We start from the raw sequence: 21,173 nt of genomic DNA, 5'->3' as shown, positions 1-21,173 counted from the left end.
CCCCGCCAGGGTATGCAGCCATCCACTTTACCTTTGGAAGCGAAACGGTGGGCCAAAAAGCGGGGCTTAATTGAAACCGTTATTGGTCAAAATAAGCAAGTTTGCAATCTGGATCACACGCGCCATCGGTCGGTCAGCAACTCATTTGTCAACATGTATGGCGCGCTAATCGCCTATTCATTTTACGAACGCAAGCCAACAGCACACGTCGACATAAGTAACCGTCTGCTCGCTTCCGGTGAATCTGAATGGGCCTTAGCTGCTTAAAAGATCTCATAGTTCGCGTTAATTTTAATTATTATACATCCATGGGCCTTAACTACACGTTTGGCTCAATTAATAACTCGGTCATCAACCCACGGTTTTCCAACGTGGATTAATGACTGATACATGTCGCTACAGAAGGGCATGACACCCTGATTAAAACAAATCAAAAATAAGAAGTGTCCTCTATAGACCATTGCTTTTTGCGCGTCAAATAAATACCTTTCTTCCCTAAAGAAAATCAACAGACAGGTATGAAAAAGCACTCTACTTTACTCAGTTTCGGGCTGGCGATGCTGGCCATATCCACGCAGGCGCAGGACATTACATCCAGTTTACCCACTGCGAAAAAGCCGCGCTCAACTGAGTCGACGCTCACATACCGGCTGGGTAGGCAGGGTGTCTCTATGGGGGGACTAAACCAACTTCTCGACCAGACGGGTTACCCTAACCTGGCCAATCAGTTCACGGTACTCGGTATTGCTCAGGAAATGAGCCGGGGGGATAAACCACTGACGTTTATAACGCAATTCGATTTTGGGCTGAAATCGGGTAATGCCGCCAATCAGACGGTAACGAACGGTGCCAATACCGTTCGGGCTACCTACTTTCAATACGGCATTGGCGTTGGGTACCGGCTGATACATACCACTAAGTTTACGCTTACGCCCAAAGTAATGATATCGCCGACGTTCTTCAGCCTGAACATCACCAGCAACGATGCGCCGACTCCATCCGTAGCAGCCGCTTTAGTCAATCCGGGCAGTCAGCAAACGGCTACGTTCAGAAGTAGCACCTTTGCCGGAGACCTCGGCCTGAGTGGGCAGTACCGGTTTCCGTACAGTTCCCGAACGAGGCAGATTGTCAGCGACTGTGGCACAACAACAATCACCCGCGAGCGGTCGCTGGTGCTGGGTTTCGACGCAGGGTACCGTCTTAGTGCCAACGCCCGGTTAAATCAATCAGTTAACGATCAGACAAGGAACGGTAGCGACAATCCTACCATCAACCTGTCGGGCTGGTATGTAACCGCCCGGTTCGGGTTCGGAACCCGCTACAGTCGTTAAACTCCTACGCCACAGAAAAGCCCGGCGCAGAAGTTGAACCGGGCTTTTTTTATTAAAAATAGACGCGCCTAAATAGCTGGGTCAGCGGGCGTACTGGTGTTGTTATTCCGCTCCGTTAGCGGATAGGGGAAGAAATTACGGTTACGTTCCGCATTGGCCGCACCCGGCCCCGGCCGATTGAACCGGCGACTGTCTTCCAGCCGGAATCCCTGATAGGCCAGTTCGATCTGGCGGTTTCGGTAAATTTCCGTCAGGATCGCATCAGCCGTCTGGGCACCGGCATAGGCGGGTAAACCAGCACCAACCCCAAACGCATCCTGAGCCGCTGTTTTAGTCAGCACTTTATTGAGGGCCGTTACCGCATTGACCAGATCTCCTTTTCGGGCGTAGGCTTCCGCCTGAATCAGCAGCATTTCGCCCGGCAGATAGACCGGAACAGGCGCACTGTTTGCCGTATAAAAAGCTGTAGCAATAACGGGAGCCACAGCCACGTTGGTGCTGGGCCTGGTCAGAAAACCGATTCGCTTGTCAGCCGCATCGGGTGCCAGTGCGCCCATCAGGCCGAGACTGGCGTTAGTCGGTTGAAATACGTTCAGGTTACCAAACGTAACTTCGAATAGGGGATTCCGGGTGTTGTCGTCAAAGTTAAAGACCGACTTTTTCGTCAGGTCAACCTTAGCGGTAGCCGCCAGGGCCTTATCATAATCGCCCGAAAACAGCGCATAGCGGGCAATCAATGCCTGAATGGTATTGGGAATGTCGATACCCGGCACGACTTTGCCCGTGAAGTTAGCCGACACTGGTGCGGCTGTTACCTGTGTTGCGGCAGATTCGAGCGTGCTGATGGCTTCTTTGAATACCTGTACTCTGGGTACAAACGGAACATTATCGCCGGTTGTAATGGGCGACTGTTCGAAAAACAAGCCTAACGTACCGAGTGCCAAGCCCCGAAAAATGGACGCGTAGCCAACAATCCCGCTTTTAGTACCGGCTTCGGCCACAACGCCCGTATTCGCCAGAATCAATTCAGCATTGGACCGCACCAGATGGCTCTGCGTCCACAGATTGCGGACCACGCTATTGATATTACTGACATTTGACGCCCCGAGGGCCAGATTGGCTTCGTCGAGGTTACCCACGTTGAGCACGAATTCTTCGCGGGTAGTCAGGCCCGCTCCTGCCGTTCGGGCGTAGAGTACGCTTAAGGCACCATTAGTTGTGTACCGGTACTGCAACCCGTTCGACAGGGTCATCAACCCATCCGGCGAGCTAACAGCCTGCGACTGACTGATGGTACTGGGGTTCAGGTATTCCTTGTTGCTACAGGCAATCTGCGTCAGTAGCAGGCCTGCTATGATGGCTATTGGTAGTTTTTTCATGGGTTCAGTTTTAGAAGGTGGCCGACAGTTTAAACTGGTAGGTGCGGGGGATGGGAACATTACCAAAGTCGATACCACGCAGCAGGTCATTATTACCACCCGCGTTTGTTTCCGGATCGAAACCGGTGTATTTATCCCACGAATACAGGTTGCGCCCTACCACGCCTACCGTCAGACGGCTGATGGCTTTAATGAATGTGGGCAAGGTATAATTCAGCGATACTTCGCGCAGTTTGGTGTACGAACCCGGATCGACGCGAAACTCCTGTGTGTTGTAAATACCGAAGATATACCCGCGTTTTAGTTCGCCCCGCAACTCCTGTTCAGCATAATCGCCCAGACCAACTCCCTGCCGGGTACGCTTATCGGCGTTGAACACGTCCGAGCCCTGGACCATATCCAGCAACACATGAAATGCCAGTTTTTTATACGTCAGATTCGTACTGAACGATCCCGTCCATTTCGGGTTTGGGTTACCGATAATGACGTTGGCCGTTGGCTTGGTTACGTCTACGGTACCATCCGAACTGCGTGCCGGCACGTAGTCGATAGCCCCGTTGGCCTGCGACGACGCGCGCTCGGACTGCGGAAAACCGGACGTTGTCAGCAGTAATGATCCATCTGGGTTACGGGCGTACGCGGTGCCATAGAAAACGCCTACCGGTTGCCCCACGATCAGATTGACCGGTGTGCCAGAGGCCGAAGAAGCATCGGGACTAATAATAGGCTGGCCACCCAGGTCAAGCACTTTGTTCCGGTTTTGGTTGTAAATGAAGGTAACATCCCAGCTCAGGTCATTGGTTTTGATGGGCGTTGCGTCAAGCACAACCTCAAATCCTTTGTTTTCCATCGCTCCCACGTTGTTTACGATGCTGGTTCCTCCGGTTGTGGGGGCCACCGTCCGGTTTACAACCAGGTTACTGATCTGCTGATTGTAGGTGGTTACACCCAGGCTTATCCGACCGTTCAGAAAGGCTAAATCGACACCGCCCTCCAGTTCGCGCATCCGTTCGGGCTGCACGTTGGGATTTGCCAGCTGCGTACCCGGCACGACCGTGTTTCTGCCCAGGAAGCCGACTGGACTGAACTGATAAAAACGGGCGTATGAACCAATACCGGACAGGTTACCCGCTTCGCCATAACTGGCCCGTAGTTTCAGGCTGTTAAATGCGTTACTGAACGAGAGATTTTTCCAGAAATCAAGATCCGATACGATGAATGACCCGCTTACTTTGGGGTAGTACTGGTTGGTTTGGGTAGGGGAGAATTTAGAGGACTGATCCCGCCGAACGGCACCCGTAAGGAAGGCCAGATTCTTATAGCCGAGGGTTGCCTGCGCAAATAGTCCACTCAGGCTAAAGCGGTCCAGATCATAGCGGACCTGATAGGTCGTGTTGCTGGTTCCGTTAACGGTTTCAATAAACGGCGACAGATTCTGCCCACTATTAGCCGAATAATCGGACTGGAAATATTGGTAGCTGTACCCGATAGCGGCATTCAGTTTGAATTTCTCACTAAACTGCCGCTCATACTGGGCATTCAGGTCATTGTTGAACTGCAACACCTGATTGGTGGCCGTAGCCGCAAATCCACCCGGATAGCGGGCTGCGGGCAAACCGGCAACCGCCTGATAGGGATAAGGCCGGATGTAGTTCTTACCAAACTGCGAGTACGCATCCACGCCTACGATGTAGTCAACTGTCAGCCCGCTGATTGGGGTCAGGTTCAACTGGAAACTGTTGATGGTGCGGCTCACCGACTGCGAAAACTTCATGTCTTCGATGGTGGATAGCGGATTCACCCGCGTTGGTTCCACCGCCTGTAAATTGCCTGCCGCATCGCGCTGGGTAATATCGTAGATGTTGTTGGTGATATTGACCGAGTTGATCGGGCTGTAGAACACGTTTCCGTTGGCTTTCTCGTTCGATAAACTATTCGAATAGCTCAATCCTACCGACAGTTTGGCCCAGTTCGTCAACCGCTGATCGACGCGGGCGCGGATGTTGTAGCGGGTAAAATCAGTATCTTTAATGATACCCTGATTTTTGAGGTAGCCGAGTGACACGTAATACTGCGTATTGTCGCGACCGCCCGAAATAGACAGGTTATTGTCCGTCCCATAGCTCGTTCTGAAAATCTGATCGAAGTAATTGTACCGCTGCACGTCCACCAGATTTGTGGCTAACGGTGTAGTAGCCCCATCCCGATAAATACCCGTTGTTGTCACGCCGGGATTAGCCGCAATCTGAGCCGCCGAGATACCGCCAATGGGATAAAGTCGAAGGGCGGCAAAGCCAAACTGTTTGCCATAGGTATTGACCGGTACGCCTTTCCGCAACTCATTGATGTTGAACGAGGTAGTGAAGGTGACCTGTGGCTTGCCGGTTTGCCCCCGTTTGGTGGTGATAATAACCACCCCGTTGGCCGCCCGCGACCCATATTGAGCAGCCGCAGCCGCCCCGTTCACTACGTTTATGGTAGCAATATCGTCCGGGTTAATATCCGACAAACGATTCTGACCTACGTTGGCATTACCTACATCGTTAGCCAGCGCAATCTGTGATACGTTAGTACTGGCATTACTCACAATCACCCCATCTATGACATACAGCGGGTCCGACGAACCCACGAGCGACTTAATACCCCGAAGCCGAATACTGATCCCTCCTGCCGGGTCGCCGGAGTTTTGGGTGATCTGCGCGCCCGGCACTTTGCCCTGCAACGAGTTAATCAGGTTACCGGAGCCTGTCTGTTTCAGAGCATCCGCTTTTATGGTGCTGATCGCGTTTCCTAGTTCACGTTTGGGAGCGGACAATGTGGACCCGGTTATAACCACCTCGTCAAGGTTAGTCGTTGCCGCCACCATTTCGGCATTAACGACGAGTTGTTCCACAGTACCAACGGTAATCACTTTTCGCAGCGTTTCGTACCCGATAGCCGTAAAGACTAGTGTAACCGGGCCGGGTTTGACCGAGAGTGGCAGTGTGTAGCTGCCATCGGCATCAGTAGTGGTACCGATCGTAGTGCCAACAACCACAACCGTAGTGCCCGGCAGGGACTGTTTTTCCGGGTCTGTCACTTGCCCCTTAATGATGTACTGGGTGCCTTGTGCCAGTACATCGGGGGTCAATATACATATCGACCAAAAAAGGCACAATTTCCGAATAATGAGTAAGTATTTATTTGACATAGGAGATAAAATTTTGTAAAAACCAGCAATAACTAACTTTCTCAATAATCGAAAGTTACGATTAAAACAGAAATAATTGTTGGGTCTTTGGCTGAGTTAGCCAGTAATAGAGAAACAGCAGCCAGAAACCGGCAGGCCTTGCTAGTCTAAATACGTTGGGTCTGATAACCAACAAATAAATAGGTATGAAGAATTGCCCAAAAGTAAGCGAAGTGACTAACCTCCTCACTTAACCTGTTGATAGATAAGCGATTTCACATAATCGCCCTATCTTTCAACAGGCAAACGGCGAAATCGAAAGAGCGTGATTTACGTAAATAGAAAGCAGATAGACCAGGATAGGCATCCACTAGCCCTGGAAAGCGTGTATGCAGACTACATTGAAAAATGAAGAAGAACAACCCCTTATCCATAAAGCCGCCATGCGTTACAGTTCAACCATGGCTTTGATAACACCATTGGCCGGGTCGAGCCAGCCCGCAAACTCGTCGCGTACCTGTCCAAAAGCTACCCGGTGAGTAATGTAGGTGGCTGGATCTATTTCACCACGCTTTATGGCCGCAATGACGTGGTCAAAATCAGCCCGTGTGGCGTTCCGGCTGCTCATCAGTGTCCCTTCCCGCTTGTGAAAATCGGGGTGACTAAACGAAACATCGCCTTTTTGCAAACCCACCAGAACATACCGCGCTCCGTGGGCCATGTACTGAAATGCCTTGTTGATGGCCCGCTGACTGCCCGTTGCGTCAATGACAACAGTGGGCATATCGCCACCGGTAATAGCAGCCAGTTGCTCGGCTACATCCGGAGCTATGGCTAAAACCGTATGCCTGACGTTTAGTTTATTTCGGCAGAAAGCTAACCGTGCTTCATTAATATCCAGCGCGATGACGTTTCCCCCGGCAATGCGGGCCAATTCCATTACCCCCAAACCAATTGGTCCTGCCCCCACAACAAGTACCCACTCGCCCGGTTGCACATTGGCCCGACGAACGCCGTGGGCACCAATGGATAACGGCTCTATCAGGGCTAGTTCATCAACGCTCAGCCCATTGCCATGCACCAGCGAGTAAGTGGGCACCGACAGATACTCCACCATCCCCCCGTCCATATGAATGCCGGACACCTGCAGGCTGACGCAGCAGTTTGTTTTGCCTGCCCGGCAGGCAACGCAGTGGCCGCAGTTGAAATACGGAATAAACGTTACCACTTCTCCGGGCTTGAAATCCGGAGCCGCAGCTTCATCAATTTCCACAATTTCACCCGCCAGCTCATGCCCCAGAATGCGGGGGTAGGTGAAGAAGGGTTGCGTTCCCTCGAATGCGTGGAGATCGGTGCCGCAAATGCCAATGCGCCGGATGCGCAGGATGGCATGGTTGGGCGTTAGCTCCGGTTTTATACCAGACTGATAATCGAACTGGCCCGGCGTTGTGCAGACTAACGTTTTCATAAATTTTGCGATAGGAAGGGTCAGGACGCGTTGGCTAAAGCGCGGTCGAGGTGTACGTAGCCACCATCCACATACAGGAGCTGGCCGGTAGTATGACTAGAGCGATCAGACAGTAAAAAGGCCGTAGTATTGGCAATTTCCTCCGCCGTTGTCATTCGGTTTTCGAGGGGAATGTGTGCCTCAATAGATGCCAGTTTTTCGTCTGGATTAGGTAACGTTTTAATCCAGCGTTCGTAGAGTGGTGTCCAGCACTCGGCCACCACAATGGCATTGACCCGAATACCGTATTTCAGTAACTCAACGGCCCACTCCCGGGTCAGGGCGTTGCGCCCGCCGTTGGCCGCTGCGTAGGCAGATGTGCCGCCCTGTCCGGTATCGGCAGTCTTGGAGGTTATATTGACAATAGCCCCTTTTGATTCTTTCAACGCGGGTAGTGCATAATGAACCATCAGGTAATAGTGGACCAGATTTTTATGCAGAGACGCGATAAACGCATCATAAGTACCTGTTTCAAGCCCTACCCCATCGTTCACTCCCGCGTTGTTCACAACCCCGTCAATCCGGCCATACTGCTGAAGTACAGCTTGAACAGCCTTTTCCGATTCTTCGGGTTGGGTGAGCTCCGCTACTACCTGAAATGCCTGTTGCCCGGCTGCTTTAATTTCATCGACAACTTTCTGATTATCGGCTTCATTTCGCCCGACAATGACGGGAATAGCGCCTTCGGCGGCCAGTACGTTCACGATACCTTCGCCAATTCCTTTGGCTCCACCAGTCACAATGATGACTTTATTCTGCAAGTGTAAATCCATACCTGTTTGTAACAAATTAGCCTCTGATAAAGAATAAAAAGCCCCCGCTCAAGCCGACGAGGGCTTTCCTAACTACTAACCTATGATAAAAATCATTATCTGTGTCCGTTAATTGCCTGTGCTGAACAAAACGATATTAATGAGAGGCCGTTAGCTGCACGTTTTTGACCGCGAAGTTCTTAACGGCAAAGTACAAAATCGGTAAAAAACAAATGGCGGGTACCAGGTAGGCCGTTTGCATGCTGCTCAGGTCAGATACCCGCCCCATAATCACCGGAAACACAGCCCCCCCAGCAATGGCCATAATAACCAGCGAAGAACCCAGCTTAGTTTTGGACCCCAACCCCCTAATGCTCAATGCGAAGATAGTGGGAAACATAATGGACATGAAAAACTCGACACCAATCAGCGCGTAAACCGGCACCATACCCTGTCCGAATACCGCTATAGCCAACAGGCCAATATTCATCAGGCTATACAGGGCCAAAAGCCGGGGTGGCGATACGTATTTCATCAAAAACGTACCGAAGAAGCGTCCAATCATAAAGCCCAGCAACGCACCAGACAACATATTGGCTGCGTCTTTCTCACCAATGTCGGCCACCTGCTCCAGAAAACGGATAAAGAAACTGCTTATGCAGACCTGAGCACCCACATAAAAAAACTGTGCCACTACGCCCACAACAAGATTCGTTTCCTTAAGAATAGAACCTGATGATTTGGTCGTCAGATTCAGATCCTCTTTTTCAATAATGGGCAGGGCCGTTCGGCTGATGAGCAGGGCTACCAACAGCACAATGCCCCCGATAATCAGAAAAGGAACCTGTACCGAAGAGGCTTCTTCCTGTAGATAGGCCTGGAATTGCCCGGTCGACATGGCTTGTTGCTCCGTAGCAGACACGTTCCGGCCCGACAATATGAAAGCCCCACCAGCAAGGGGGGCCAGAAACGCGGCCAGCCCATTGAACGACTGGGCAAAGTTGAGCCGTTGCGTAGCTGATTCCTCATCGCCCAGGACCGTGATGTACGGATTCGCGGCTGTTTCGAGTAATGTTAAACCCGTGGCAATAATGAACAGGGCTACCAGGAAAAAGTTGAACTGCCGTGTTTCAGCAGCCGGATAGAATAGAAAGGTGCCGCCCGCAAACAGGAGCAGCCCCAGCGTAATACCAGCTTTGTAGCCGTACCGCTTCATAAACAGTCCGGCCGGAAGGGCCATCAGGAAATAAGCAATGTAGGAAGCCGAATCAATCAGGGCAGATTGTACATCACTCAGTTGGCAAGCTTTTTTCAGGTGGGGAATCAGGATAGGGTTCAGATTCAGTGCAAATCCCCAAAGAAAAAATAGTACCGTAATTAAAATGACGGCGTATCGGGTAGTTGGTTTAGACACGTAAAGAAGTACAGTTTAGGAAGATAGTTTGCCAGTTGATGCAACCGTAACCAAGAAGTAAAACTTCGTCCTTATTTACCCGGCAACAGTATAATCTCCCAATCGTTCATCAATACCTGATCGATTATAATGGGATAGATAACCGACAAAAACCACTGGTGGATCTTGCGGACCGTTCCTCTATTTTGGGAATACCTGATTTAGCTGTTCACTATCATTGTGCTATCAAAATGATAGTGAATGACTGACAATAAACGTCTACGAACATGAAAGAAAAACCGCTTACTTCAATATCTGGCTATGGCGTTTTGTCTATGGCTGTCATATGCCTGTTACTAGCCGGTGGGGTGGCTGCTGCCCGATTTGGGATAGTGTTAGCCGTCTTACTTCTGTTGATATCGATTGTGCTGTTTATCGGCATAACTGTTATCAATCCAAATGAAGCCATAGTGTGTACGCTTTTTGGGGACTACGTTGGCACCATGAAGCAGGGTGGCCTACGCTGGGTAAATCCACTTTATAGCAAAGCCAGAATTAGTTTGCGTGCCCGTAACCTGAATGGGCAAACTATTAAAGTGAACGACAAAATGGGTAACCCCATCGAGATTGCAGCTGTGGTGGTTTGGCAGGTAACCGATACGGCCAAAGCGTTGTTTGATGTGGATAACTACGTAAATTTTGTGCAAATCCAGTCCGAGGCAGCCGTGCGTTTTCTGACCAGCTCCCATTCCTACGACAACATGGAAGATGAACATGAAGCCGTAACACTACGGGATAATACGGGCCAGATTAATAAGTTTCTGGAACAGGAACTGGACGAACGCCTTGGGCAGGCGGGGGTTCGGGTTATGGAGGCCCGCATCAGTCACCTGGCGTATGCGCCCGAAATTGCGGGAGCCATGCTACAGCGTCAGCAGGCAACGGCGGTTGTTTCGGCCCGAAAGCAGATTGTGGAGGGGGCCGTTGGCATGGTAGAGATGGCCCTGGCCCGACTGGCCGAGAAAGACGTGGTGCAACTGGATGAGGAACGAAAAGCCGCCATGGTCAGCAATCTGCTGGTTGTATTATGCGGAGAAAAATCCGTTAGCCCCGTAGTCAATGCCGGCACCTTGTATAATTAGTATTGGGAGTGGGGAGCGATTCGCTCCTCACTCCTCACTCCTTACAAAAATATGGCTGTTGAAAAAAAGGCATTTGCCTTGCGTATCCAACCCGAAACGCTGAAAGAACTGGAACGCTGGGCGCAGGAGGAATTTCGGAGTGTGAATGGGCAAATTGAATTTTTGCTCAACGACGCCCTTCGAAAACGAAAAAAACGCGGACAGGCTTCCAACTATGAGTCTCCTGAAAGCCCAGACATGGTATAACGAAAAATAAGAATCAGGGCGAAGGAACAAGGCCTTTAGCAGAAGCTGTCCTGGCATCCTGCTGAACCATCGTGTTATACCGGTCAATTAACACCAAACGTCCTAATAGTGTCCGGTCGTTTATATTATGTACCTGAGTATAGAGGTCCAGTTGCGTCTTATAAGCGGTCATCAGCGGTTCATACACATCGGTATAAAACTGGTCTATTGCCCGCAAACGCCCAGCGTCATACACGAAGTAGTCGAAGAAATCGATGTTTTGTGATAGAACTGGCTCATCCGTAAAATAAGCAGGATGGCTAAACAGGTGCTTCTGCAAGCCGCGTAATGGTTTAAGCTGCCTGACCACCGTTAGCGGACCATCCATACAGACCTCAAAAAATCCCGGGCTTGACCGGTTATCGGAATCTTGATGACTTAGTACCCGAAAGTCCCGATACGTGTTAGTTGAAAAATCGAACCAGCCAAACTGGCTAACCTGATTAGCGGAGAAAGACCGTATTCGTCCATCCGTCTGGCGAAATAATACGGTTTCCATTAACCAGTTGTAACACAGGTCTCCAGTCAAAATTGTTTTATCCCAGCCTGTTATCTGCCCCGACTGCCAGTTATGTTTGGGTAAAGCGGCTAAAACGGGAGAAACGTAAAAAAAGACAATTAAGCTCGAAAAAATAACTATAAAACGAAGTTTCATACCAATTGATGTAAAGTGAGAAACAGAACTTTAGGCATACCGGGTTCATAAAAACCAATAGCTTAACAGCACTAATACATCAATTTACAAACTGCATAATCAGCTTGTTTTCAGCGAATTCAGAGTCCTATTTATCGAATTTTGATTATAGGTAGAACAAATTGAACAAGCGCTGGAAAAGAACAGAAATTGTCTATTTTTTAACGGATAGATTAAATAGGACTTCCTCTAACTATTTATTAAACGGTCATAAAATTATTTGAACCAATCGGGGAAACTTGAAATAATACAACACAAATACTGAGTGGCCTGTATAATCTACTGGCTACCCGGCATTTTTCGATAGAAAATAAGGCATTAACTGATTAGGGGGTATTTAGCTGGCTCGTAACGAATTCGCCAATCAGGCGAACGCCTTCCAGTGTTAGCGATGGAACAATATCGACAAATATATTCCGCAGGGCTGGAATCCGACCCGATAAGCCACCTGTAGCCACAGCAATGCAGTCACCGCCCAATTCAGACTGAATCCGGTTAACCAGCGAGCGGACCAACCCTTCATAACCCAGAATTACCCCGGCCTGAATGGCATGCGTTGTACTCGTGCCAAGGGCCGACGCAGGAACCTCAATGGGTACTTCGGGTAGTTGGGCTGTGTTGGCAAACAGCGAACGAATAGCTGTTTTAAGGCCCGGTGCAATGGCAATACCCAGAATTTTACCCTCGGCAGAAACGGTTGTAAACGTGAGGGCGGTACCAAAATCCACCACCACGCAGGTTTGTTTGTAGCGCGTATGGGCAGCCAGAGCATTGGCAACCAGATCGGCCCCAATCTCGTGCGGACGCAGTACTTCGATGGGTAGCAACGGGTAAACACCCGGACCAACAACAATGGATTCGAAGCCAAATAGTTCGTTCAGCATCGCCCGCATAGTAGGCGTAAGATCAGGAACAACGCTGCTAAGAACCGTTGTATTAACGTCACTTAACGAAATATTGGCTTCCAGTAGCCAGAGCCTCAGTTTTCCTTCATACGACTCAGCGTGTTCATCTTTTCGGGCGGGAGTGCGCCAGATGTGTTGCCAGGTGTTTTGGTTGTAAAGCCCAAAAACGGCGTCTGTATTACCAATATCAACGATTATCTGCACAGTAGCAAGAATAGACGGTTGCCGGGGCGAAGTAAGGAGAAAAACCGCAGATTCCCGTATAATTACGCTTACTCAGCGAGACTTTTGACAGATATAACAATTACGGCTGCCATTTTTATGACACGTTCAAACCAGCTTCCTGGGTTGCGTGGTCATAAAATCTTTCAGATAGAAGGGTTCAAACGTAGCCAGATTCTCAAACTGCCCTTCGTTAAAGGCCAATGTCGCCAACTGCCCGATAGTGCGGGCCGAAGGAACTACGTTCTTACCGGGAAACAACGCGTTCTGGTGCCTGCCCAGCAAGACCTGGCATTTAGCGGCCCCATCGCCGAAGAAAACCACCGGCCCCCGTTCCAGCCAGTTACTGAATGAGTTTTCGTCGATAATCTGGGCCGACGTGGGCTGAACTTCCCGGCCGTCAGGCTGATAAAGAGCACAATACACTTCCATTCGGCGGGCATCGATCATGGGGCAAAGGAGGTACTCATCCGAAAAGAAAGCCTGTAGCTGGGCCGCCATTGCCTGTAGTGTATTGACGGCCAGCAGTGGCTTATCCAGGGCAAAACACAGCCCCTTGGCGGTCGAGACAGCAATACGCAGGCCCGTGTACGATCCCGGCCCTTTGGCTACAGCAATGGCATCGAGTTGTGTGAGCTCGGAACCCGCATGGGTAACAACATCCCGAATGAGTGTTGTGAGCATAGCCGCCGAGGTGCGCTCTGTAAAGAGTTCATAACAGCCTAGCAAAAGGCCATCCTGATGTAGCGCAACGGAACAACAGGCAGTAGAGGTGTCTATGGAGAGAATAAGCATTTTAATGATGAATGAGACTTGATGAAGGAGAGCTCAGTAGCGGTCATTCATCAAGTCTCATTCATACTTCATCATTATTTTGACCCCTTCAGAATGGTATTATACCGACCCATATCCTTGAACAGATCGAGGGCGGCTTTCATTTCAGGATCGGTAGCAAAGGAAGCTTCTTTGATACCGCGCTGCAGGTAATAATGCCCGGCAATTTCCTGTTCCAGCAGGGTTTTGAGTTCGGTTTTGAACGTATTCAGATCAGCATCTTTACTGTGCGACATTTTGGTCTTGAGCGACTTGAGCTGGTCCTGAATCTGATCGAAATATTTTTCTTTCTTGGCCGACGCTTCCAGTGTACCCAGGTCTTTCTCTACCTGCGTTGTGTAGTCGTATTCTTTATTGCTCAGCCACTTGGCAAACTCTGCGTACTCCGCATCAGTCAGGCGAAACTCGCGGGCAGGCTTAATGGTCGGGTGATCGTAGTGGTATTTTACGGCGTAATCGAAAATCAACCCTTTATTGGTCAAACTAAGCGCTACTGGTGCGGGAGGCAGGGATTCTACAATCACGTCGGGTAATACGCCACCACCGTCATACACGGTCCGGCCCGCTTTTGTTTTAAAAGCCGTTTTAAGCGAATCCGGAATTTTACCCACGCTGCCATCGGGGTTACGGTGGCTGTAGTCAATAGCCTGAATACACCGCCCGCTGGGAATGTAGTATTTGGCGGTAGTTATTTTCAGTTTGGTGTTGAATGACAATTCGCGGGTGGTTTGCACCAGCCCTTTGCCGTACGTCCGCTGCCCAACCAGCACCCCCCGGTCGTAATCCTGAATAACGCCCGACACAATTTCGGCGGCTGATGCGCTATGGCTGTTAGCCAGCACAATCATGGGCATTTCCAGGTCCATGGGCGGGTTCATGGCGGTGTACGTCTTATTCCATTCCGTTACTTTCCCTTTCGTGGTAACAACTTCAGAATCTTTCGGGATAAAAATATTGGAAATGTCGATGGCCATATTCAACAATCCGCCCGGATTCTCCCGAACGTCGAGAATGAGTTTTTTCATTCCCTTCGTTTTCAACTCCTGAAAAGCCGAACGGACCTCCCGGGAAGCCGTTGCCGTGAAATCTTTGAGGTCAATGTAGCCGACATCCTCCGAAATCATACCGTAGTAAGGAACGTTCGTCATCTTCACCACATCGCGGACAACACTAAGCTCGACGGGTGCTTTCTGGCCGTATCGCATCACCGTTAGTTTTACGGCGGTATTATTCTGTCCTTTCAGCAGCTTACCGGGGTCCAACGGTCCGCCGTCACGATCTTTGCGGGTTATATCGACTCCATCAATCTTGACAACCTCATCACCAATGCGCAGCCCTGATTTTTCGGCGGGTGTACCCTCATATACCATCAGCACGATATTCTTATCCTGGCGGTGACCAATGAGTGCTCCTATGCCGTTGTACCGACCAGTAGTCATGGTCATATAGTCCTCAATTTCGTCTTCCGCAAAAAAATTCGTGTACGGATCGAGGGCCTTCAGCATGGCATCGATGCTGGTTTTAACCATCCGGTTCGGGTTTACCTCATCGACATAATACAGGTTCAACTCCTTGAACAAGGTTGCGTAGATGTCGAGGTTACGCGCAATTTCAAAAAAACGGTCGTCGTTTTTAAACGAAAAGAAGCCGATACCACCCGCTATGATTGCTGATGAGGCCAGAAGGGTAAAGCGTTTAGAGAAGCGCATAGGCGGATTCAGAATGAAGAGTGAGGCATGTGCAGTGAAGAATGAAGCGCCGGAAAAAGGCATGCTTCACGGCATATTCTTCATTGCACACTTTGCTATTGCTAATTTCATACCTTTTTCTATCTCTTCAAACGAAATTATCTGTTTGGCCGTATAAAGAAAGGCGATAGACGCAGGCCCGGCTGCATTTATAGCAAACTGGTCTTTGTGGAGCCGGTACGCTTCCCGCACCCGCCGACGGATGAGATTCCGGTCGACAGCCCGTTTGAAGAGTCGTTTTGGTACCGTAATGACAATAGCAGGCAATGAGCCGTTGCTTTCGGGTTGAGGCAGGTAGAGAACCCGAAACGGAAAAAGGTAGAACGTCCCGACAGACGCACTACCCTTCTTAAATAAATCGCCAAGAATTTTTTTGCTGCAAAGCCGTTCCGATTTAGTGAAGGTTTGCGGCATAACGGTTGGTCAGTTGGGTAGTCGATGAATCAATCAGTAACTGATACCGGATGACTGACCGACGGGCTAACTGACTTCCTGATTAAACTTTAAAGCGTTCGCCTTTCTTCTCGTCCGAGACGGTCAGTTTATGGCGTCCTTTGGCACGACGGCGTGCCAACACCTGACGGCCGTTGGCAGTAGCCATCCGCTCGCGGAAACCGTGCTTGTTTTTCCGCTTCCGATTCGATGGTTGGTACGTTCTTTTCATGATCTATGTTGCCTAAAACCTGTATTTTTCCAAATGAGTCCGCAAAGATAAGGGAATGATACCAGTTTACCAAGTTGCGATTTTATAAAATCAAGACAAATGCACACACTGGCTGAATTAATTTACCAGACAAATTAATATCCACTTAAAAATCAGGCATTTACCTGAAACGTGGCCCGATTTTTGAACCCGTTAACACTTTTTTTCAACATTCCCCAGTCAGTGATCATTCATTGAATTCAATCATTGTTTACTTTTGCGCAGTGACAATCAGCCACCCCTATGAACCAGCCCTACCGATATAACCGCGACAATGCCACCCGTGTTGCCGGAACCACAACCCTGAAAGACGCTATCGGGCAACTACTAAAAACCTACCAGCTCCAGACCCGATTCAACGAAACGTATCTCGAAGCTTTTTGGGGGCGTATGATGGGGCCTGCTATTGCTTCCCGTACCAACCGGCTTTACGTTCGTGACCGTAAGTTATACATCGATATTGCATCGGCTCCGCTCCGTAATGAACTCGTTAATGCCAAACAGAAACTTGTCCAGCTGGTCAATAAGGACATGGGCACGGAGGTGATCGACGACGTAGTATTTATTTGAATTATCCTGTTGAAGCAGTTAGAACTGAATTAGTAAGTTCATTCGCTCCTGCTGCAATGTAAGTGGTTCATCCACAAAATGAGCCGCCACGCCCACCCGCCGGGTAATGTCCAGCCACTCCTGTCGGGAGAGAACAAGGAAGCCATTTTCTTTACGAACGGTATAGTAAGGAGAGAAGCGCAACCGAACCAGCAACCTAAGCATTGATAGCAGCTGGCCCTGCCTGAGCGAACGCCCCATGATGCTCAGAATATCACTGATGACACTGCCGCCCACCATCAAATCGCAGATGAGGGCTTTGGCACCGGGAGCCGCTACCTGTTTAATTGCCCTGATCAACGTTTCTACATCGGCCGCACTCTTATAGTACTGCACAACACTCATCACGATTATCACGTCGAACTGTTGGTTGGCGACTACGCCAAAATTCAGGTAGTCATCGGCTGGTAAATCATGGAAATAGATGCCCGGGTGCGCAGCATGTTTGCTACGCGCTATTTTATTATAGCGCGTAGAAATATCCAGTCCGTGTATTTCGACAACCCGGTCGAACCAGGCATCTTCCAGGTTACCGGGTCCTGATCCTATATCCAGTACTTTCTGGGTCTTCGACAACGGAATGTATTTTTCGACCCTCGCCAGAAAATAAGCATAGTTCATTGACATAGAGTCATCGAACTCATTTTCTTTCTGCCAGAAATCCAGCCAGGTTTGTTTGGCCATACCTATAGTTGGGTTTTTGATTTGTGTATTATTAAGCCGATTTTCCTACTTCCGTTAAAAGGTACTTCAGAGGACAATCTATGCATGAGGCAGGTAATCTTCGACCAGGTTAGTACCCACAGCAATGCTTCGGGTACGCAGGACTTTACTCAATACCCGCGCGGGCAAACTGGGAGAGTATCGCTCGGGAAGAATAGGTATAAAGAGGAAATCGCTGAAAAGTGGCTTTTTAAAGAAGGAAACCATTGGGCAAAGTAACGCAAAAGAAAATTAGGGCGTGTTTGTTTTGAGTTGCTGTACAAAAGTACCCATCGTGTCAAAATCCCCCATCGGCTTTAGATAACGCAACAGGTGCTCGACCCGGTCGAGTAATACATTCCGGGAATGCCGTCGTACGTAGGCAGGAATTTTCTCATAGGCCGATAAATCCGTAAACTCCCAGGGATGGACGTAAAGATTCAGAAAACCGGCGGCTTCCAGCGTTTGGCGGCAGAGTAACTTGTAATAGGAAAACGGAAAGTTTTTTAGACTCAGCCAGAACAAAGGTAGCCGCAGGGTAGGCGTTACCGAAGCCGGAATTTGCCAGACATCCAGCTCCCGAAACGGATGCCGGGGCTCACCCCAATGGTTGTAACGACCCGGAAGCCAGGTTGGATGAAGGGACGAATTGTAGGCATAGCCTGCCTGTTGTATATCATTGGGATCGACAAAGCCCATGCGTGCCCGACGGAATCCCGTTACCGGTCGGTTCAGCAACGCTTCCAGGGTCAGCCGGGATTTGAGCAGATCAGCGGGCTCGAACGTGGTATGAAAGTAGCCATGCGACGCAATTTCATGTTTCTGCGCCAACGCCCGTATCAGTTCGGGTTCATGCAGCGCGTAGTTGGCCGTTGTAAACAGCGTAACCGGGGTATCAAGCGCATCGAAGCGTTCGGCCAGTAATGACAGCCCCCTGGTTGAAACCGCCACTTGTTCGTCTAAAGAAATAGCATGCCCAAATTCAAGGGCCGTATCGAACTCTTCTACATCAACGGTGAATAAAATACTCCTTCTTCTTGTGCTGGAACTTACCATATCGTTACAGACTCTTCGATCTCGCTGGTATCGCTGATGATGTAGGCCGGTCGGCCTTTTACCTCAACAAATGTTTTCCCTAAATAAACACCAATGATACCAATCATAATAAACTGAACACCGCCAATCAGCACGGAGAGTACAACCAGTGTTGTCCAGCCCGATACCGTAGCGTTGGTGAAGAAATACTCAAACAGGGCTTCCGCACCAAAAAGAAGGGCAAACAAAGACATCCCGAAACCGAGCAGCACTGACAGGTAGAGGGGCCTGGTAGAGAACGAAGTAATACCCATTGCGGCCAGTTTGAGCATTTTACGAAACGAGTATTTAGACCGGCCTGCGTATCGGGCGGCTGGTTCGTACAGTATCCGGCACTGCCGATATCCGATCCAGGAGATGGCCCCCCGCAGGAATAGATCATTTTCTTTGAACTCCTTAAGTGTGTTTACCACTTTACGGTCCAGCAACCGAAAATCAGCCGCCCCATCTTCAATATTGAGATTTGATACTGTGCGAAGTAGTTTGTAAAAGTATCTGGACGTAGTGCGCTTATAGAGGGATAAGGTAGGGTCGGGTTGCCGAACGGTGTACACCACCTCGTACCCTTCATGCCACTTGTCAATCAATGCCGGAATTAATTCGGGAGGATGCTGCAAATCAGCATCCAGGCAGATAACCGCTTCCCCACGGGCATTATCGTAACCAGCCCGCAAGGCCATCTGATGACCAAAGTTCCGGGAAAATGACAAATAACGAATAACTGGATATTGATGACTCAATTGCCGAAGAACAAAACGTGTCTCATCAGAGCTGCCATCATCAACAATCAAGATTTCATACGAGTCATATTGATCCATTACGACCATAAGCCGGTGGACAAGGGTGGGCAGGTTTTCCTCTTCGTTAAATGCTGGTATTACCAAACTAATCATACCCGAATGAACATTCATGTGCCGTTACGGTAATAGCGGAGCTAATAAGTGAAAAATCCTTTAATTGGGGATAAATATAAGTATATTTACTTATTAGCCACCTAGAAATTATCCAATAATATTGCTTTTGCATATCGCTTACGACTCCCGGCTAGTACTAAGAAAAAGGTAAGATATGGCAATAATAATATAGATAAGGTTTTACTCGACATGAACCAATGAAAGACGGGCCGATTCGAGATCCAGTTCCTGTTCCATTTTTCGGAGTCTTTCACCATCCAGTAAGCTACTCCTGCGTTCCTCATTCAGCACCATTCGCTCAACGCTAATCAATTCTAACTGAAGCTGTATTGCCTGTTTGTAGAGTTCAGCGGGTTGATGGCTATTGCTGGATGCCCGTAGCATTCCGTTCAATTCATTGATCCGTAATTCGTACGTGTTTTTTACGTAGCTCAGCACATCGTCCTGAACCGACCCCGCCGAATGGTTGGCTTCCAGGTGCGTGATTACCTGTTGAGCCATTTTTCGGCGCAACTTCCGTTCCTCCTGTTTTTCGTCAATCTGCTCCCGCACATCGAGTAGTTCAATCAGTACAGGTAACGTCAGTCCCTGCAAAACCAGCGTAACCAGAATAACGATGAACGTAATAAATAATATCAGGTCACGGGCCGGAAACGGCTGACCATTGAGTAGGGTATTGGGTAGGGCCAGTGCTCCAGCCAGAGATACAATGCCCCGCATACCAGCCCAGCCGAGTATAGTTACCTGTTGCCAACTCGGTTTCGGTTCCCTTTTTCGGATGTCTGCACTAAACCAACGGGGCAAATAAGCCCCCGGAAATACCCAAACCAGTCGACAAATGATGGCCACGGCACTGACCATCAACGCATATCCAACTGCCTGAGGCAGGGTATAGCCATTCAAATTAGCAACAATCATGGGCAATTGCAGGCCAATCAGGATAAAAACTAACCCATTGAACAGAAAAATAACAACCTCCCAAACGGCATTTGTCTGCAGCCGAATTTGGTCTGTAAAAAGCTCCGAAATACGAACCGACAGGAAAAGGCCGGTTGTGACAACGGCCAGCACACCTGAAAGGTGAAAATTTTCGGCTATCAAATAAGAGCCGTAGGGTGTAAGCAGGGTAACGGCGGTGCTGGTAACGGTATCTTTGCCGATGGCCCGGTGTACCCAAAGCATAAGCCAGCCAATGGCCAGTCCGATACTGACGCTCACCAGCGCAATCCCAATAAACTGCAGACCTGCTTCCCACAAAACAAACTGACTGGTCAGAATGGCCGCCAGCCCATAGCGGTAAATAATCAGGCTACTGGCATCGTTGATTAAGCTTTCACCTTCCAGAACCGTCATGATCCGTTTAGGTACGTTGAGTCCCCGCGTAACCGACGAGGCCGCTACCGCATCGGGTGGCGCGACAATAGCACCCAGCAGGTAACCCTGGGCCAGCGAAAATCCGGGGATGAACGCATGAGCAATCAGCGCCACGACCGTAGCCGTGAATAAAACCAGACCAACCGCCAGCAAAGAAACCGGTCGACTGTATAATTTCAGTTCCCTGTTATCTATTTGCCAGGCTGCAGCGTACAGTAAAGGCGGTAAAAAAATCAGAAAAACGGTGTCCGGAGAAAGCACAACGGGGGGCAGACCGGGTATCCAGCCGATAAACAACCCAACAATCACCAGCAGGATTGGGTATGATATGCGGGTTTGCCGGGCCACTGCCGCCAGTAGTGTCGTTACGCCCAGTAAGCCCGTTACAATTTCGGTTGGATTCATCAGGAAACGG

Annotated in this window: 20 protein-coding genes; 5 read left to right on the top strand and 15 right to left on the bottom strand. The window is 49.5% G+C overall.

Annotated features, from left to right (window positions below):
* Together B157_RS35890 and B157_RS0122650 are read left to right on the top strand one after the other, a co-directional pair.
* Positions 1-267 (top strand): transposase (locus B157_RS35890; RefSeq protein WP_020605599.1); only part of this gene is annotated, 267 nt, incomplete at its 5' end.
* 251 nt (positions 268-518) lie between these two features.
* Complete coding sequence (locus B157_RS0122650; RefSeq protein ID WP_020605598.1) at positions 519-1,331, top strand: hypothetical protein; 813 nt, start codon at positions 519-521, stop codon at positions 1,329-1,331.
* A gap of 68 nt (positions 1,332-1,399) precedes the next feature.
* Here the strand turns inward: B157_RS0122650 and B157_RS0122645 are convergent, their stop codons facing one another.
* The 5 genes from B157_RS0122645 to fucP form a co-directional block, all read right to left on the bottom strand.
* Positions 1,400-2,710: a RagB/SusD family nutrient uptake outer membrane protein gene (locus tag B157_RS0122645; protein WP_020605597.1), complete on the bottom strand. Its 1,311-nt coding sequence runs from the start codon at positions 2,708-2,710 to the stop codon at positions 1,400-1,402.
* Between the two features lie 10 nt (positions 2,711-2,720).
* Positions 2,721-5,900, bottom strand: coding sequence for a SusC/RagA family TonB-linked outer membrane protein (locus tag B157_RS0122640; RefSeq protein WP_041952247.1), 3,180 nt, complete (start codon positions 5,898-5,900; stop codon positions 2,721-2,723).
* A 427-nt stretch (positions 5,901-6,327) separates the two neighbouring features.
* A complete protein-coding gene (locus tag B157_RS0122635; protein WP_020605595.1) occupies positions 6,328-7,347 on the bottom strand; it encodes a zinc-binding alcohol dehydrogenase family protein in 1,020 nt (339 codons plus the stop codon).
* 20 nt (positions 7,348-7,367) lie between these two features.
* Positions 7,368-8,159: an L-fucose dehydrogenase gene (locus B157_RS0122630; protein WP_020605594.1), complete on the bottom strand. Its 792-nt coding sequence runs from the start codon at positions 8,157-8,159 to the stop codon at positions 7,368-7,370.
* 136 nt (positions 8,160-8,295) lie between these two features.
* On the bottom strand, positions 8,296-9,552 hold the full coding sequence (gene fucP, locus B157_RS0122625) for an L-fucose:H+ symporter permease (RefSeq protein ID WP_020605593.1): 1,257 nt from the start codon (positions 9,550-9,552) through the stop codon (positions 8,296-8,298).
* A gap of 314 nt (positions 9,553-9,866) precedes the next feature.
* Here fucP and B157_RS0122620 point away from each other — a divergent pair, with 314 nt between their 5' ends.
* A complete protein-coding gene (locus tag B157_RS0122620) occupies positions 9,867-10,673 on the top strand; it encodes an SPFH domain-containing protein (RefSeq protein ID WP_020605592.1) in 807 nt (268 codons plus the stop codon).
* A gap of 51 nt (positions 10,674-10,724) precedes the next feature.
* A complete protein-coding gene (locus tag B157_RS0122615) occupies positions 10,725-10,919 on the top strand; it encodes a type II toxin-antitoxin system antitoxin (RefSeq protein WP_020605591.1) in 195 nt (64 codons plus the stop codon).
* A gap of 13 nt (positions 10,920-10,932) precedes the next feature.
* Here B157_RS0122615 and B157_RS0122610 read toward each other — a convergent pair whose 3' ends face one another.
* The 6 genes from B157_RS0122610 to rpmH form a co-directional block, all read right to left on the bottom strand.
* Positions 10,933-11,613: a hypothetical protein gene (locus B157_RS0122610; RefSeq protein ID WP_020605590.1), complete on the bottom strand. Its 681-nt coding sequence runs from the start codon at positions 11,611-11,613 to the stop codon at positions 10,933-10,935.
* A 365-nt stretch (positions 11,614-11,978) separates the two neighbouring features.
* Positions 11,979-12,761 carry a type III pantothenate kinase gene (locus B157_RS0122605; RefSeq protein WP_020605589.1) on the bottom strand — a complete coding sequence of 261 codons (783 nt, stop codon included), beginning with the start codon at positions 12,759-12,761 and terminating at the stop codon, positions 11,979-11,981.
* A gap of 126 nt (positions 12,762-12,887) precedes the next feature.
* The gene (gene tsaB, locus B157_RS0122600) at positions 12,888-13,574 is read right to left on the bottom strand and encodes a tRNA (adenosine(37)-N6)-threonylcarbamoyltransferase complex dimerization subunit type 1 TsaB (RefSeq protein ID WP_026308900.1); all 687 of its coding nucleotides are present in this window, start codon (positions 13,572-13,574) and stop codon (positions 12,888-12,890) included.
* 74 nt (positions 13,575-13,648) lie between these two features.
* A complete protein-coding gene (locus B157_RS0122595) occupies positions 13,649-15,322 on the bottom strand; it encodes a S41 family peptidase (RefSeq protein ID WP_020605587.1) in 1,674 nt (557 codons plus the stop codon).
* 66 nt (positions 15,323-15,388) lie between these two features.
* The gene (locus tag B157_RS0122590; RefSeq protein ID WP_020605586.1) at positions 15,389-15,775 is read right to left on the bottom strand and encodes a ribonuclease P protein component; all 387 of its coding nucleotides are present in this window, start codon (positions 15,773-15,775) and stop codon (positions 15,389-15,391) included.
* An 82-nt stretch (positions 15,776-15,857) separates the two neighbouring features.
* Positions 15,858-16,025, bottom strand: coding sequence for a 50S ribosomal protein L34 (rpmH, locus tag B157_RS0122585; RefSeq protein WP_018622936.1), 168 nt, complete (start codon positions 16,023-16,025; stop codon positions 15,858-15,860).
* Positions 16,026-16,307: 282 nt separating this feature from the next.
* Between rpmH and B157_RS0122580 the strand changes: the two genes are divergently transcribed.
* Complete coding sequence (locus tag B157_RS0122580) at positions 16,308-16,634, top strand: DciA family protein (protein WP_020605585.1); 327 nt, start codon at positions 16,308-16,310, stop codon at positions 16,632-16,634.
* Positions 16,635-16,652: 18 nt separating this feature from the next.
* Here B157_RS0122580 and B157_RS0122575 read toward each other — a convergent pair whose 3' ends face one another.
* The 4 genes from B157_RS0122575 to B157_RS0122555 all read right to left on the bottom strand — a co-directional run bounded on the left by B157_RS0122575 (position 16,653) and on the right by B157_RS0122555 (position 21,163).
* Positions 16,653-17,357 carry a class I SAM-dependent methyltransferase gene (locus B157_RS0122575; RefSeq protein ID WP_020605584.1) on the bottom strand — a complete coding sequence of 235 codons (705 nt, stop codon included), beginning with the start codon at positions 17,355-17,357 and terminating at the stop codon, positions 16,653-16,655.
* 270 nt (positions 17,358-17,627) lie between these two features.
* Positions 17,628-18,431 (bottom strand): polysaccharide deacetylase family protein, encoded by an 804-nt coding sequence (locus tag B157_RS0122565; RefSeq protein ID WP_020605582.1) that lies wholly within the window; start codon positions 18,429-18,431, stop codon positions 17,628-17,630.
* The gene (locus B157_RS0122560) at positions 18,425-19,381 is read right to left on the bottom strand and encodes a glycosyltransferase family 2 protein (protein ID WP_020605581.1); all 957 of its coding nucleotides are present in this window, start codon (positions 19,379-19,381) and stop codon (positions 18,425-18,427) included. The genes B157_RS0122565 and B157_RS0122560 overlap by 7 nt, the downstream gene beginning before the upstream one ends.
* A gap of 183 nt (positions 19,382-19,564) precedes the next feature.
* Positions 19,565-21,163 carry a Na+/H+ antiporter gene (locus B157_RS0122555; protein WP_020605580.1) on the bottom strand — a complete coding sequence of 533 codons (1,599 nt, stop codon included), beginning with the start codon at positions 21,161-21,163 and terminating at the stop codon, positions 19,565-19,567.
* Positions 21,164-21,173: the final 10 nt, after the last annotated feature.

Origin of the sequence: Spirosoma spitsbergense DSM 19989 (genome assembly GCF_000374085.1) — a bacterium.
Classification (GTDB): domain Bacteria; phylum Bacteroidota; class Bacteroidia; order Cytophagales; family Spirosomataceae; genus Spirosoma; species Spirosoma spitsbergense.
This window is presented reverse-complemented; position numbering and strand designations above follow the sequence as displayed.